The following is a 16,680-nucleotide window of genomic DNA, read 5'->3' as shown; positions in this document are numbered from 1 at the left end:
AAGAATTGTATATTCATCTGGGAAGAATAAATTTAAATGAGGCTTAAGATGAAAATCGGGGATTATGAAATTGAAAAAATACACGACTATTTATGGGAAATACCTGCGCAGGAAAGAATGCTTGTACCTGGCAGAATTTATACCACAGAAAATATGCTGCTGACTCAAATAAGCAAAGACGAAGCGATTCGTCAGGTGATTAATGTTGCACATCTTCCCGGAATTCAAATGTATAGCATTGCAATGCCAGATATTCACTGGGGGTATGGATTTCCTATTGGAGGGGTTGCAGCAACTGACTTAAACGAAGGGGTTATTTCTCCGGGTGGAGTCGGTTATGATATTAATTGCGGTGTTCGACTTGCACGTACAAATCTCAATTACGATGAAGTACACAATAAAATTCCGCAATTAATTGAAAATCTGTTCAGAGCAATACCAACGGGAGTCGGTGCAAGTGGTGCTATACGAAAGTTATCCGAAAAAGAGATCAAAAAAATTTTGATAAACGGTTCGCATTGGGCTGTCGAGAATGGATATGGATCTGAAGAAGATCTAAATTTTACTGAAGAAAACGGAAAGCTTGACGGAGCCGATCCCGACGCCGTAAGCAGTAGAGCAATTGAAAGAGGAACCGATCAGGCAGGAACTCTCGGTTCAGGAAATCATTTCCTCGAAATTGATGTTGTTACTGAAATTTATGACGATAATATTGCCCATCAATTCGGTTTATTCAAAAATCAGATTGTAGTCTTAATTCATACTGGTTCCCGAGGACTTGGCTATCAGGTTTGTGATGATTATCTGAAATTGCTCCTGAATTCAGAAAAGAAATACGGCTTTAATTTACCCGATAAACAACTTGCGTGCGCTCCAATTAAATCGCAAGAAGGAGTAGACTATTTTAATGCAATGAAAGCTGCAGCCAATTTTGCATGGAATAATAGGCAAATCATTATGCACCTTGCAAAGGAGACTTTTCTTAAGACTTTCTCGATTTCCAAAAATGAACTGGGATTCAGCCTGGTCTACGACGTCTGCCATAATATTGCAAAGATTGAAGAACATATAATTACAGAAAAAAATGGCAAGAAAAAATTGAAGAAGGTTTGTGTGCATCGAAAAGGTGCAACCCGAGCTTTTCCTCCAGGAAGTAAATTCATACCCGAAAAATATAAAAACGTTGGCCAGCCCGTCTTAATTCCAGGTGATATGGGACGCTATTCGTTCGTACTTGCCGGTTTGGAATCGGCAATGAATGAAACTTTCGGAAGTTCGTGTCACGGTGCAGGAAGACTGCAAAGTCGCCATAAAGCACTTCAGTCTGCAAAGGGAAAAGACATCATTCACGAATTAAAGCAGAAGGGGATTACTGTTCAGGCTAAAGGTAAAAAAACGATCGCAGAAGAAATGCCAGATGCTTATAAAGATGTTTCGGAAGTTGTAGAAATTATTCATAGTGCTGGCATAAGCAAAAAGGTAGCTCGACTTAAACCAGTAGGTGTAATTAAAGGATGAAAGATTAACTCTTATTTCTTAAAAAATCAGTTTGAAAGATATTCCGTAAAAAACAAGTCAATTCTTCAGTAGTGTATTTTTTTCAGTGTACAGAAATTAAAATTTTTTTATCCACTTTTTCACATTTAACCTAAGAAATTAATGATTATGCAGTTAGTAGGGGAAAATGAATTTAGATGGTTTATGCATTGGTAGCCAGAATGTAAATCGTATTAAATTTTCTATTATTTAGAAATCTCAATAATAATCAGTTTTTTCCCTTTTTCATTACGGCAGTTGGTCGGTTTGTATGCAAGTTCAAAGATAGTATCTTTTTTAATATAAGCTTTGTATTTGGTAGTGGCTGTTTTTAGTTCTTCTGATAAATCTCCGCCCTTTATCGAAACTAAATAAGCCTTTTCTTTAATTAATGGAAGGGCGTACTGGAAGAGAATGATTAAAGGAACTGTTGCACGACTGATAACCATATCGAAAGCGTCGTGGTATTTTTGAATGAATTCCTCGTCTTCCACGCGATAGTTTTCAGCGGTTAGATTGGTGAGTTTAAGCTTGTCAATAAATTCTTTAACAGCATCAATTTTTTTTGCAGTTGAATCGACAAGGACGCCTTTTAAAAGAGGGCGGGTTATGGCAAGCGGTATTCCGGGAAATCCACCGCCGGTTCCGATATCAATAAATCTTGTTACTTTTTTGGGTATAAACTCAGAAATAAAAGATGAAATAAAAACATGATTCTCGATAATGTTCTGCGTGTCTTTTCTGGAGATTAAATTTACTTTCGAATTTTTTTCTACAACCAATTCAGCAAATCGAGCAAGTCTTTCCAGCTGATATTCGTCGGGTACAATATTGTTTTCCCAGAATAATGTTTTTAGTTCTTTCAGGTATTGTTCCAGTAAATCCAAAAACACCTCAAAATTTAGCCTTTCAAATATACTAATAAAACGGAAATATCCGAAGGGGAAACACCCGAAATTCGAGACGCCTGACCAATCGAACGGGGACGCACTCTGTTCAACTTTTCACGACCTTCGGCAGATATTGCTTTCAAATTATTATAATTAAAATTAGAAGGTATTAGCAGGTCTTCCATTTTCTCCATCTTTTCGATTAATTCGAATTGGCGTTGAATATATCCTTCATATTTAATTTCGATTTCTACCTGAAGAAGTGCTTTGACGTCGTTTAGTAGATCTTTGACCAACTTGTTTTCACTATGATTGGATAATAGCTGCTTCAACAAATCTTCTAATTTAACTTCCGGTCGTTTCAAAACTTTGGCAATTTGTTCGGAATTGTTCAGTGGAGAAGAACCAGTGTTTTCGAGTAAGTGATTGATTTCGTCGGGATGAATTTTTGTGTTCGAAAGGAAATCTTTAGCTTTTGTAATTAATATTTCCCGCTCCTGTAAATCCTTATATAAATCTTCAGGTATTAGACCGAATTGATATCCGTATTTCAACAGCCTCCTATCTGCATTATCCTGACGGAGAATAAGTCGATGTTCAGCTCTTGAAGTGAACATTCGGTAGGGCTCGTCGGTCGATTTATCCACGAGGTCATCAATCAATACACCGATATAAGCTTCGCTTCGTTTTAGGACGAATTCGGGTCTACCTTGAATTTTTAATGCGGCATTGATTCCGGCAATTAAACCCTGAGCAGCCGCCTCTTCGTAACCGGACGTGCCATTAATTTGTCCGGCAAAGTAGAGTCCTTCTATCAATTTAGTTTCGAGAGTTAAATCAACCTGATAGGGAGGAAAGAAATCGTATTCGACTGCGTATCCAGGTCGCACCATTTCAACTTCTTCCAGCCCTTTAATTTTACGTAGGGCTTCGAGTTGAATTTCTTCTGGCAATGAAGTCGAGAAACCGTTAATATAAATAAGATCAGAATCGAGACCTTCCGGCTCGAGGAAAAGTTGATGTCGTTCTTTATCAGAAAAACGATAAATTTTATCCTCGATTGAAGGGCAATACCTTGGACCTTTTCCTTTAATTATTCCAGTGAAAAGGGGGGAACGTTCAAAACCCTTTTCCAAAATTTTATGAACTTCTGTATCAGTATAGGTTATATAACAACTGAGTTGAGGCTGGTAAGGAAATTCATCCAGTGGAGTTCTTAACGAAAAAGGTTGAGGTGGATTGTCGCCAGGTTGTTCCTCCAGTATTTTCCAATTAATTGAATCCTTTTTAAGGCGGGGGGGAGTGCCAGTTTTTAGGCGTCCTGCTTCGAAACCCATTTTAGTAAGTGATTCGGTCAAGCCTACTGCCGGCGGCTCGCCATATCGTCCACCTTTAAATGATTCCAATCCAGTATACATCAATCCATTCAAAAACGTACCAGAACAAACGATCAGGGCTTTACATCCATATTCAATGCCTCTGGCAGTTTTTACTCCTTTAATTTTTCTATTTTCTTCAAAAGCTTCAACGACGGAATCTTCAATAATTTCGATATTTTGAGTTGACTGAACCAGACGTGATGCCTCTGCTGTATAGAGCGAGCGATCATTCTGACTTCGACCTGCCCATACAGCTGGACCTTTCGATTTATTCAATGTTCTGAACTGAATTCCAGTGCGATCGGCAATTATTCCCATAACTCCACCGAGTGCGTCGATCTCGTGTACAAGATGTCCTTTTGCGCTACCACCGATGGCAGGATTGCAGGACATTCGGCCAAATGCGTTTTTGTCCATCGTAATTACAGCCACAGAGCAGCCCATTTTCGCGGCGGCAACAGCTCCTTCTATCCCTGCATGTCCGCCGCCTACAACAATTAAATCGTAACTTTTCATACTTCTTTCCTTTCCGTTTCACGTGAAACAGCGAACTTGAAAATTACCTTTTCTCAAACTTCGGTTTCACGTGAAACCTCACTTTCCGATACAAAATTTTGCAAATATATTGTTGAGTATGTCATCCGTTGTTACTTTGCCAATGATTTCGCCGAGCGAATTCTCGGCATTTCTCAAGTCGACTGCCAAAAACTCGCCGCTTAATCCTTCATTAATCGAATTCTTTGCAGCTATTAGATGCTCTTTGGCTTTTTTCAGTGCATTGTAGTGACGCAAATTTGTTACAACGGCAGATTTCTCTGTATAAGTTCCACTTCCAAGTGCCTTGTCCTTCAATTTCTTGAAAAGAGCTTCTATCCCTTCGCCTGTTTTTGCAGAAATTCCAACGTCAAAAATGTTCTCAACTACTGGTTTTAAGTCAATTTTGTTTGCCACTTTTAATATTCTCTCTTCCCGTTGAAGTTTGATCAATTCACTATAAATGTCGATGTCGAAACCATGCGTTGAATCGTTGAGAAAAAGAACTACATCGGCGTCAACTACAGCTTTACGGCTTCTTTCGACACCTTCTTTTTCAATTATATCATCTGTAAAACGGATTCCTGCCGTATCATACAATTTGAAAAGAATCCCTTCAATTGTAACTTCTTCTTTAATAATGTCGCGTGTAGTACCTGGAATTTCGCTTACAATTGCACGCGCTTCTTTCAATAGATAATTCAGGAGCGAAGACTTGCCGACATTCGGTTTACCTACAAGCGCAACGTTAATTCCATCTCGAATTACTTTTCCGAATCGGAACGACTTGAGAAGTTCATCGATTTCATTTTCAATTTCTTCGATGTTCTTGATGATTTTATTAACCGGCAGCAATTCGATATCCTCTTCGGCAAAATCGAGTTCGAGTTCGATGAGGGATGAAGTGTTGATTAGCTTTTCTCTTAGAGTATCAATTTTTCTGGAGAGTAAGCCGTCGAGCTGGTTACGTGCACCTCTGAGCGAGGCCTCTGAACGGGAATTAATTACATCGGCAACGGCTTCTGCCTGAGCTAAGTCGATTCTACCATTTAAAAAAGCACGCTTGGTAAATTCTCCTGGTTCTGCAATTCTTATTCCGTGTTCAACAAGCAAACTAATTATCTTTTCGGCGATTAGTTGACTACCGTGGATACTAATCTCAACAGAATCTTCGCCAGTGTATGAATTCGGTGCTCTGAATACAGATACGAGAACATCATCGATTACTTCGCCGTTTGAATCGACTATGCTGCCATAATGAATTGTATGCGTGTTGCACTCGGAAATTTTTTTTCTACCTCTGAATATCAAATCGACCTTAGAAAATGTATCCGGTCCACTTACTCTAATTACAGCTATGGCTCCTATACCAGGTGGAGTTGCTATCGCTGTAATTGTATCTTCATTTGTTGATATTGTATGTGTCATATTTTAATAAAAATAAATATTGCAAAATTATGATAATTATCTCACATTCGATAGTCAATTTTATTAGTACTGGAATGAAATATCGATAAAAAAATAAATATTATTAATTATTATAATAATAATTGATAATATAATTATTTATTTTGAAACTTTTATTTAAATGATTTTTATAAGGGCAAAAAAAATAAGGTAGTAAAAATGGCATATAATTTTAACAAATTTACAATCAAGGCGCAGGAGACGATACAGAACTCTCTTGAAATAGCGCAAAACTATAATAATCAGATAGTAGAACCTGAACATATACTTGCCGCAATATTACAGGACGGTTCTGGTGTTGCCTCGTCAATAATTCAAAAAGTGGGGGGCAGTATCGACAAGCTAAAAATAAAGACTGCTGAATTGCTCGAAAGGTTACCAAAGGTGACGGGAGCTGGGCTCGGTAATCAACAGCTGTCGATGAATACTGCAAGAGTATTTGACCAGGCAGTCGAAGAAGCTAATAGATTGAAAGACGAATATGTATCCAACGAACACATTTTAATTGCACTTAGTGAAGACAAAGGTGCCGTAGGAAAATTACTCAACAGTAACGGTGTAAATAAAAATGTTATTCTTGCCGCTTTAAAAGAAATACGCGGCAATCAGAGAGTTACATCTCAAAATCCGGAAGATACATATCAAGCGCTGAAGAAGTATGGACGTGATTTAAATGAATTAGCGCGTACAAATAAACTCGACCCCGTAATTGGAAGGGACGAAGAAATTCGTCGTGTACTCCAGGTACTTTCGCGCAGGACTAAAAACAATCCAGTTTTAATTGGAGAACCCGGTGTGGGTAAAACTGCCATTGCCGAAGGAATTGCTCATCGAATTGTATCGGGCGACGTACCGGAAACCCTTCGTTCCAAAAGAATTGTGGCTCTCGATATGGGTGCACTAGTTGCGGGTGCTCAATACAGAGGTCAGTTTGAGGAACGCCTCAAAGCAGTCGTTAAAGAGGTTCAGAATTCAAACGGCGAAATTATTCTTTTTATCGACGAGATTCATCAGCTTGTTGGAGCCGGTAGAACCGAAGGCGCAATGGATGCTGCGAATATCTTGAAACCAGCGCTTGCACGCGGTGAACTTCATGCGATTGGTGCCACCACTCTCGACGAGTACAGAAAGTATATCGAAAAAGATGCAGCACTCGAAAGACGTTTCCAGCCCGTCTATGTCTCTGAACCTAATGAAGAAGATGCTATCTCAATTTTGAGAGGATTGAAAGAACGATATGAAGTGCACCATGGCGTTAGAATTACAGACGGTGCAATAGTTGCAGCCGTTCAATTGTCAAACAGATATATCACAGACCGTTTTTTACCCGACAAAGCAATTGATCTTATCGATGAAGCCGCATCGAAACTCCGCATCGAAATTGACTCGATGCCCGAAGAGTTGGATGCACTCGAAAGAAAAATTAAACAGCTTGAAATTGAACGCGAAGCCTTAAAACGCGAAAAAGACCCCGAATCAGCTTCTCGCCTGGAAGAGCTTCAAAAAGAATTAAATGAATTGACTGAAGAACGCGATAGACTAAAAAGCCACTGGATGCTTGAGAAGGAAAAGATTCAGAAAATTCGTACTATGAAAAGCGAAATCGAAAAGGCAAAAGCTGATGCCGAAAGATACGAACGAGAAGGCGACCTCGGTAAAGTTGCAGAAATCAGATACGGCGTTATTAATGAACTCGAAAGAAAACTTAAAAAAGAAACTGAAGAACTTACCAAGATTCAATCTGACACGAAAATGTTAAAAGAAGAAGTAGATGCCGAGGACGTAGCTGAAATCGTAGCTAAATGGACAGGCATTCCAGTTAGCCGAATGCTCGAAAGCGAACGTTCTAAATTATTGCGACTCGAAGAAGAACTCCACAAACGTGTCGTCGGTCAAGATGATGCAGTTGCCGCTGTGGCAAATGCTATTAGAAGGTCAAGAGCGGGATTACAAGACCCAAATCGACCGATTGGTTCATTTATCTTTATCGGTACAACGGGTGTAGGTAAGACCGAACTTGCACGTGCTCTTGCTGAATTCCTTTTTAACGACGAACATGCTATGATACGTATCGACATGAGCGAATATATGGAAAAGCATTCTGTCTCCAGACTAATTGGAGCTCCTCCAGGATATGTGGGTTACGAAGAAGGTGGTCAGTTAACGGAAGCCGTCAGAAGAAGACCATATTCAGTTGTATTGCTCGACGAAATTGAAAAAGCTCATTCGGATGTGTTCAACGTATTGTTGCAAGTTCTGGACGATGGTCGTTTGACCGACAATAAAGGCAGAACAGTTGATTTCAAAAATACAATCATTATAATGACCTCGAATCTCGGCTCGCATCTGATTCAAGAAAAGCTGAGTGAAATTAACGAAGATAATTTCGAAAATATAATGGGCGATTTACGAGTTTCGTTAACTGAATTATTACGCAGAGCAATACGTCCTGAGTTCCTGAATCGTATTGACGAAGTTGTTCTTTTCAAACCTTTGCTGAAAAGCGAAATCAATCAAATTGTCGATATTCAATTGCAACGAGTTGGAAAGCTATTGTCAGAAAAAGGATTGATGCTGGAAGTAGAAGAAGAAGCAAAAGAATTTTTAGTCAACCATGGATACGATGTTACATACGGCGCTCGCCCATTAAAACGGACTATTCAAAAATATCTGGTAAATCCACTTGCAAGCGAATTGTTGATGAATAACTATGAAAACGGTGATACAATAATTGTAAGATATGACGAGAGAGGTCACTTAAGTTTTTCGAAGAAGTAAACTAAAAAAGACGGACAAAAAATGTCCGTCTTTTTTTTTAACATATATTTTCAATCAGCCAGTTATGAAGCGGCAACAAATCGATTAATGTATTTATACTTAACTTAACAGGATCTTTTCCATCGAGGAAATTTACGTCCTCCTCGTAAAAAGCATAAATACTTCCGTAAAGCAATAATTCGGAAAATTTATAATTCTTATCGTATCCTCTTGGAACCTGCTTATAACTTTTGCCGCCGATAGTATATCCTTTCTTTTTGATGCTACTCAAAATTTTGTTCAATTGCCTTGCATTGGTTTCAACTGCAACTACATCTCTGTATCTTTTCAGTTGCTCTTTCGTGAATTCGTAGATTCCTACGGCTATGAAAAAGGATTCCGGATCGACGTGAAAGTAGAGCCCGCTCGATTCTATTTTTTTTCCTTTACCTTCCCAGAATAAAATACCGAGATTGGTTTTATACGGTTTTTTATCTTTACTAAAACGGACGTCTCTGTGAATTCTGAAAATCGATTTGTCGATTTTGGGGACTGCCTGGAATGACGGCTTGATTTCTATTAAATGCATCGACATAATTTCAACAAAAGCCTGAGCGGGTTTAAGAAAATCTTCTTCGTACTCTCGTCGATGTTCTTCGAACCAGTTACGATTGTTGTTCTTTTTTAGTTTTTTCAGAAATGCGAGTGGCGCCGTCGGAAATTTACTCATGTAGTTAATATCTGTCATATCTAATGCTCCGCCTTCTTTTCTGTCCTTCTAAGAATGAATAGTGAATCAATCCCATTTTTCATTCATTCGGTAAAACAATTTACAAATAATTATTCAGTTTATTTAATGAAAATAAACATAATTTTTACACTGGAATTTTATTAATGACCAATGAAGTTTTATTTCTTATGGTTATATCGATACTAAAAGCAAATGGATGGATTACAGAACTATAACACGCAGTTCTTACGATATTACACATAATTTAAATCTAGTCGTAAAATTGTATTCTCAGATCATTTTGAAATTTGACTGACAGAATGATCTTTAACAGGTTAGTCGTCGACTACGGTAATCAGTTTAATTTTATAATAAGAAAAAAATTGATGAGCCAATTAAAGGAAGGTAATTCTGATCGTTTACCCGATTGCGATAGTACAGATTTGATATTGCTTGGTTTTAATATATCTCGTAGTATATGTATTAGCTCTTAATCTATTTAATTTCAAAATTCTGTTCAGTTGGACTAATCGTTTTTATTTAAAGAAATTCGAAAGTTATTTGATAGATAAGTGGTTGTAGATTAAGCTCTGCAACTAATGTGAATTTTGAAGGATTGGTAGTTTTTTGCCGAATAATATCCTGTCAAATTCTTATCTTTCGTTAAAAAATTGTATGACATTCGAAAATAAAACAATTCTTATTACAGGAGCTTCGAGCGGAATCGGCGAGGCTCTTGCTACAAAACTGTCATTTGAAAAGTGTAATCTCGTTCTCTGCTCCCGAAATATCGAACGTATCAATTTGAGTGGAATAAGAATCATCAAGTTAAAATGTGATGTCACTAGGAAAGAAGAGGTGGACGAAGCTTATAAAGTTGCTCTTGAAAAATTTGGTAGGATTGATGTGGCTGTTTTGAATTCCGGCGTTGGACACAGAATGGATGTCGAAAATTATAATTCCAAATATGCTGAAGAAACTTTTTCGGTTAATCTGCTCGGTATGATCTATTGGATTGAAAAACTATTGCCCCATTTTTTGAAGAGGAGAGAAGGAGTAATTGCTGGGGTGTCGAGTCTTGCGGATAACCGTGGTTATTCTGGTAGTGGATTCTATTGTGCCAGCAAAGCCGCAGCCACTATTATGCTGGAAGGCTTGAGAGTCGAACTGAAACCATACGGCATAAAAGTAATTACTATTAAACCCGGCTTTGTGAAAACTCCAATGACCGACAAAAATGGATTTAAAATGCCATTTCTTATGACACCCGAAAAAGCTGCGGAAATAATTCTTAAAGGTATTGAAAAAGAAAAGAGAATAATTCAATTTCCTATGCCGACAGTAATAATGTCAAAAATTGTCGGTATTTTGCCGTCGAGCATTTATGAATTTCTTGCCACAAAAATAAAACTTGGTTAATTAATGGGGGAAATATGAAATACAGAGAACTCGGACGCACTGGATGGAAAGTATCTGAAGTAAGCTTTGGCGCCTGGGCAATTGGCGGCTCGTGGGGCAAAGTCGATGATAACGATTCGATTAAAGCTCTTCACAAAGCTGTCGAATTAGGCGTTAATTTTTTCGACACAGCCGATGTGTATGGCGACGGTCGTAGCGAACGATTGCTTGCCAGACTCAGAAAGGAATATAAAGACAAAATTTATATTGCAACCAAAGCAGGCAGGCGTCTCGAACCACATACTGCGGAAGGATACAACCGTAAAAACTTGACTTCATTCGTAGAAAGAAGTCTTAAAAATTTAGAAACCGATTCGATAGATTTATTACAACTTCACTGTCCGCCAACTCCAGTTTATTATATGCCCGAAGTCATCGATATACTGGACGAACTGGTAAAAGAGGGAAAAATAAAATATTACGGAGTTAGTGTAGAAAAGGTGGAGGAAGCAATCAAAGCAATTGAATATCCGAACGTTCAGTCTGTTCAAATAATTTATAATATGTTCAGACAAAGACCTGCAGAGATCTTTTTCGAACTGGCCAAAAAAAGAAAAGTTGGAATTCTGGCTCGAGTACCGCTGGCTTCTGGACTTTTAACCGGTAAAATGAAGCCCGATTCTAAATTTGAACCCGATGACCACAGAGCTTTTAATCGTCACGGCGAAGCTTTTGACAGAGGTGAAACTTTTGCGGGTATCGATTACGAAATTGGACTCAAAGCCGTAGAAGAATTAAAATCGATCTGTCCACCAGGAATGTCGATGGCTCAATTTGCATTGAGATGGATATTAATGAACGATGCTGTTAGCTGTGCAATTCCAGGAGCGAAAAACGAAACTCAGGCAGAAGATAATTTTACAGCAGGAGACTTTCCGCCCCTTACAGATGAGACAATGTCGAAAGTAAAAGAGATTTATAAAAAGTATATTTATAATTATGTCCATCATCGCTGGTAGCCATAAGGAAAACCCACTATGCAAGTGGAAAAATTTATTAAGTATCCACCAGAGAGGGATGTAGTATTTGTATTGGGAGCGGGAGCTTCGAATCCCGACGGTGTCCCTTTGCAAAAAGAATTGCTGCCTCAAATATTAAATCCCTCGCTTGAAGAGATCCGGAATTCAACGATCGGAAAAGTTGTAATTGAATTTATTGAAGAAAATTTTCGGTACGACAGGGAACTCAATCTTTATCCGCGTCTTGAGGCGGTTTTTGGATTTATCGATTATTTTATTCAACATAATGAAAGTTTGAGCAGTAAATATAATGTCGCACGAATTAGAGAAATACGCGAATATCTAATCAAGCTGATTCATTACATAGTTAATCTTAATACAGATAAAAAGAGTCACTATTATCATCTCTTCTGGAAAAACATAATCCGTAACTATCCGAATTCTTCTATAATAACTTTGAATTACGATACCCTGCTTGAACAATCATTTGAAAAGAATGACAAGAACGAATCCTTTTTAAATAAGAATTACTATCTTGACTATTGTATGCACTTTATGAATTACGAAAAAATTCCGGAGTTAAAGGAGTATCATTACTGGATTAATCCGCGGGAACCACTTTTGTTGGGTGAATCGATAGAGCCAAAAGCATTTAAAGTTATAAAATTGCACGGGAGTCTTAACTGGAAATATTGCAGTTGCTGTAATCAAACATTATTGACAACCTGGGATCGAAAAATCGATTTGAACAGGGGTAAATTTTTGGGTTATACACATCCCGACAAAATTGAATATGAATATCGGTGCCCGATAGATGGAACCGATTTCGAAACGTTAATAATGCCGCCCTCTTATTTAAAGTCGCTGCATCATCCGGTAATATCGCAATTATTAGTTGAGGCCTCTAAGGAAATAAGAGCAGCTCGGAAAATAATTTTTATTGGTTATTCGCTTTCTGAAAGTGATTTGCATATTAAAGCATTATTAAAAAAGAATATCAAAGCGGGGGTGGAATTGGTGGTAATTAACCCCAAAAAGAGAGAATCGTTGCAGTTGAATTACATGTCTTTGGGCGAGAAAGTACGATTTATCAATTTAACCTTTGAAGAATTGGTCGAAGAGGGAAAGTTTTTGGAATTATAACCAACAAGTAACCGCAAAATTTAACTTGACAAAAAACACTGAAAAGTGTAGATTGCAAACGTTTGCATAAATGAGTTCACCCCTTTATGTTTTTTTACATTATAATTAATGAGGATTAATATGAACAGAATTCTTCTTTTCTTGTTACTTCCTCTCTTTTCTCTTTCAGCTCAAATTTCAATTAACGATTATATCGAGAATCCTCGCCGCTTCTACGAAAATACTGAACCGCATGCAGCGCTGGTTATTCCTTTTAATAATGTTGAATCGGCTCTCAAGTATTACAAAGAAAATTCGAATTTAATTTTAAACCTCAATGGCATCTGGAAATTTAAATGGTTCATTAATCCACAGTCTGCTCCGAATGATTTCTATAAAAAAAATTATAACTGCTCTGACTGGGACGATATTAATGTCCCATCTAACTGGCAAACCGAAGGCTTTGGATATCTAATGTATCGTAATGTACCAATGGAATTCGAACCTTACGATCCACCTAATGTGCCCGACAGTATTAATCCAACTGGTCTTTATAAACGTAGCTTTGATTTACCAGATGAATGGCTGAATAACAAAAAATTATACTTGCGCTTTGAAGGAGTTAAATCGGCGGCTTTCTTCTGGCTAAACGATAAATATCTGGGTTACCATGAGGACGGTATGACGCCTGCTGAATTTGATATAACAGATAAAGTATCGAAAGGCAAAAACGTATTGGCAGTCAAAGTATTGAGATGGTGCGACGGGTCGTACCTTGAAGACCAGGATATGTTTAGATTTTCTGGCATTTACAGAGATGTCTTTATTTATGCCAAACCTAAATTAAACATACGCGATATCTTTATTAAAACAGACTTGGACAAAGATTATAAAGATGCTGTACTAAACATCGATTTATTGGTCAAAAACTATACAGGGATGGAGAATAATTTTTCTATTCGGTATTCGCTTTATGACCGGTACCGGAAAGTCATTCTTAAAAATCAGTCCGAAAATTATACCGTCGATACTCAGTTAAATATTAATCTTACAACGAATGTTGAAAATCCTTACAAATGGTCGGATGAAAATCCTTATTTATATACATTAGTTATTGAGTTATTGGATGTCAAAGGCAATCAGATTGAGATTACAAGTAAAAGAATAGGATTTAGAAAACTCGAGATTAAAGATGGCATTGCATTGCTGAATGGTATGCCAGTCTATTTTCGCGGTACCAATAGACACGAGCACGATCCATACAAAGGACGTGCAATTCCACGTCATAATATGATTGAGGACATAAAACTTCTCAAACAATTTAACTTCAACGCCGTACGAACCAGTCATTATCCAAATTCTCCTGATTGGTACGACCTGTGTGATGAGTATGGTATTTTATTAATGGACGAAGTAAATGCCGAATGTCATTATACAGAAAATATCTTCCCATCACGCGAAGATTATTTCGATGCATTTATGGACCGATTTCTTGCTATGGTTCATCGAGATAAAAATCATCCGAGCGTCGTTATCTGGAGTACAGGAAATGAATGTGGACTGGACAAACCGCACTATGCAATGGCAGAATTTATAAAAAAATTCGATCCTTCGCGCTTTTTAATGCACCAATCAAACTGGCCCGACGGCGAAGCCCCTTATGTGGATATAATCGGTCCCCGTTATCCTACTCCCGCCAGTTTGCGAATTATAGGGCAAAAAAGCAGCAAGCCGGTTGTGATGGGTGAATATGCTCACGCTATGGGTAATAGTTTGGGCAATTTTGATGAGTTCTGGGAAACTATCTATCAGGTTCCCGCATTGCAGGGTGGATTTGTGTGGGATTGGGTTGACCAGGGCTTGTATGTAAAGTCTAAATATGTAAAAGATTATTCGGGTAATAATATCCAGTGCGGAATAATGGGAAGGCCAAAATTACTCAAAGGACAAAACGATAGCGCTCTCGAACTAAGCGGTCTCGACGATTGGGTGGAGGTTTATAATGATCCGATTCTGGACTTGAAGGGAAAAGACCTTCAAATTGATGTTACATTGATGCCGCGTCATTTTTATTCCGAAAATCCGTTTGTTACCAAGGCAATGCAATATGGCTTAATGCAATTGAGTGCCGATACAATTGCATTTTATATTAATGATTACAAAAATGTGCTGAAGGCAAAAGTGCCTGCAGACTGGTATCATAAGTGGCATAACCTAAAAGCATCCTATGATGGACTATCAATGAAGCTGTACATCGACGGTAAATTGAGTGCCGAAAAAAGTTATAAGAGTGAAATCAGAAATAACCACTATCCAGTTAATATCGGCAGGGATGCATTTAAGCATACTGACCAGCATTTGGGATGGATTTCAAATTATGTCTATGACGACGTAAAAATTTCGTCGGAAGGAAAGCAGCTCCTCTGGCTTAAGTTCGATGAAATAATCGACGGGGATAAAGAATATCTTACGTATGGAATAAGTCATTTCTGCATAAACGGAATGATTACCGCCGATAGAAAACCTCAGCCCGAATTATGGCAGGCAAAAAAAAGTATGTCGCCAATTCGCTTTTATGCTATCGATGCAAAAAGAGGAGTATTCCGTGTTGTTAACAAATATGGCTTTACAAATCTAAATCAATTTGATACTGAATGGATATTATACAAGGATAATAGAGTAATAAAGAATGGAAATCTTAAACTGGATGTTCCACCACAGCAGGAGGAAATATTTGAAATCCCATTGGAGGGAATAAGTCCTGAATCTGACTACATTCTGGAAATTTCGTGTCGAATGAAAGAAAAAACTTTTTATGCCGATAAAGGATTCGAGGTTACTTTTGAGCAATTTATTCTTAACGAAAAAGAAAGTGAGCTCGAAAAATATTTTAACATGTCTTCTGTCGAAAAAGTCAATTATAAAAATAAAGAAGAAAAAGTTGTAATAACTGCGGGCAATAATCAGTTTATTTTTGACAAAGCCACCGGAAATATTGATATAAAGAATAAGGGGCAAATAGTTGTGTCCCAATTAGGATTTAATATATGGAGGGCACCGATTTCAAATGAAAAATCGTTTTGGGGAAAAGCAGAGGCAGAAGACTGGTATCGAATGGGTTTAGATGAATATTCAAATCATCTCGACAATGTTAGTATAAAGACAAGTGATGATGAAACAGAGTTAACAATCGAAGCTGTAACATACACCCGATTTTCATATAGTTACGACTTAGTTGAAAACCATTTCAAATATAAAATTAATGGTAATGGTACGTTATTGATGGAGCATAAAGTTATACCTTTGGGTAGGTTCGACGTTTCTTGGTTGCCTGCAGTTGGACTCAAGTTTGAAATTCCGAATCTTTTTGATCAATTATCTTTTTATGGAAGAGGTCCACACGAAAACTATGGTGATCGAAAAACGGGACAACGTTTAGGTGAACATCAGTTAAGAATTTCAGAAATATTCCAGCCGTATTTAGAACCTCAAGAATATGGCAATTTTTCAGATGTAAAATGGTTCGAATTAAAGTCCGAAGATGGTTTGGTTAAAATAATTTCCAGTGAATCGATAGCAATTTCTGCTGTGCCGTACACAAATTTAGATCGAGCTAAATATTTGTATCAACTCAGGAAGGGCGATACTTATCGTATAAGAATCGATTATAAGCCTGTTTCTGTGGGTGATACTCCCAATCCGGTAATGCCTGAATACAGGGTTTATCCGGAAAATTATAGAGGGAGGTTATTAATTAAAGTTGAATAGGTAGTAAAAGCCGGGAAAAAGTAAAAAAAATCAAGAAGTTTAAATAAAATGCTTGACAAAAATAAAGTAATAAGGTAATT

The 16,680-nt window shown here is 37.7% G+C and carries 10 protein-coding genes; 6 read left to right on the top strand and 4 right to left on the bottom strand.

Annotated elements, in window-relative coordinates; translation table 11 throughout:
• Positions 1-48 precede the first annotated feature (48 nt).
• A complete protein-coding gene (locus tag ACSSV9_RS02920; protein ID WP_437345720.1) occupies positions 49-1,518 on the top strand; it encodes an RtcB family protein in 1,470 nt (489 codons plus the stop codon).
• 224 nt (positions 1,519-1,742) lie between these two features.
• On the opposite strand, the gene rsmG is transcribed toward ACSSV9_RS02920, so the two are convergent.
• From rsmG to mnmE, 3 genes are all read right to left on the bottom strand, one after another.
• Positions 1,743-2,429 carry a 16S rRNA (guanine(527)-N(7))-methyltransferase RsmG gene (gene rsmG, locus ACSSV9_RS02915; RefSeq protein WP_437345719.1) on the bottom strand — a complete coding sequence of 229 codons (687 nt, stop codon included), beginning with the start codon at positions 2,427-2,429 and terminating at the stop codon, positions 1,743-1,745.
• 8 nt (positions 2,430-2,437) lie between these two features.
• A complete protein-coding gene (gene mnmG, locus ACSSV9_RS02910) occupies positions 2,438-4,321 on the bottom strand; it encodes a tRNA uridine-5-carboxymethylaminomethyl(34) synthesis enzyme MnmG (RefSeq protein WP_437345718.1) in 1,884 nt (627 codons plus the stop codon).
• A gap of 78 nt (positions 4,322-4,399) precedes the next feature.
• Entirely contained in the window at positions 4,400-5,767 is a 1,368-nt protein-coding gene (gene mnmE / locus ACSSV9_RS02905; protein ID WP_437345717.1) for a tRNA uridine-5-carboxymethylaminomethyl(34) synthesis GTPase MnmE, read from the bottom strand.
• 198 nt (positions 5,768-5,965) lie between these two features.
• On the opposite strand from mnmE, the gene clpB reads away from it, so the two are divergent.
• Entirely contained in the window at positions 5,966-8,584 is a 2,619-nt protein-coding gene (gene clpB / locus ACSSV9_RS02900; protein ID WP_437345716.1) for an ATP-dependent chaperone ClpB, read from the top strand.
• Between the two features lie 37 nt (positions 8,585-8,621).
• Here the strand turns inward: clpB and ACSSV9_RS02895 are convergent, their stop codons facing one another.
• Complete coding sequence (locus ACSSV9_RS02895) at positions 8,622-9,311, bottom strand: DUF2461 domain-containing protein (RefSeq protein WP_437345715.1); 690 nt, start codon at positions 9,309-9,311, stop codon at positions 8,622-8,624.
• A 657-nt stretch (positions 9,312-9,968) separates the two neighbouring features.
• Between ACSSV9_RS02895 and ACSSV9_RS02890 the strand changes: the two genes are divergently transcribed.
• From ACSSV9_RS02890 to ACSSV9_RS02875, 4 genes are all read left to right on the top strand, one after another.
• Complete coding sequence (locus tag ACSSV9_RS02890) at positions 9,969-10,712, top strand: SDR family NAD(P)-dependent oxidoreductase (protein ID WP_437345714.1); 744 nt, start codon at positions 9,969-9,971, stop codon at positions 10,710-10,712.
• Positions 10,713-10,726: 14 nt separating this feature from the next.
• The gene (locus tag ACSSV9_RS02885; protein ID WP_437345713.1) at positions 10,727-11,710 is read left to right on the top strand and encodes an aldo/keto reductase; all 984 of its coding nucleotides are present in this window, start codon (positions 10,727-10,729) and stop codon (positions 11,708-11,710) included.
• Between the two features lie 18 nt (positions 11,711-11,728).
• Positions 11,729-12,853: an SIR2 family protein gene (locus ACSSV9_RS02880; RefSeq protein ID WP_437345712.1), complete on the top strand. Its 1,125-nt coding sequence runs from the start codon at positions 11,729-11,731 to the stop codon at positions 12,851-12,853.
• 120 nt (positions 12,854-12,973) lie between these two features.
• Positions 12,974-16,600, top strand: a complete 3,627-nt coding sequence (locus ACSSV9_RS02875; protein ID WP_437345711.1) for a glycoside hydrolase family 2 TIM barrel-domain containing protein — start codon at positions 12,974-12,976, stop codon at positions 16,598-16,600.
• The last annotated feature ends 80 nt before the right edge of the window (positions 16,601-16,680 follow it).

Origin of the sequence: Melioribacter sulfuriphilus (genome assembly GCF_051488685.1) — a bacterium.
In the GTDB taxonomy this organism is placed as follows: domain Bacteria; phylum Bacteroidota; class Ignavibacteria; order Ignavibacteriales; family Melioribacteraceae; genus Melioribacter.
This window is presented reverse-complemented; position numbering and strand designations above follow the sequence as displayed.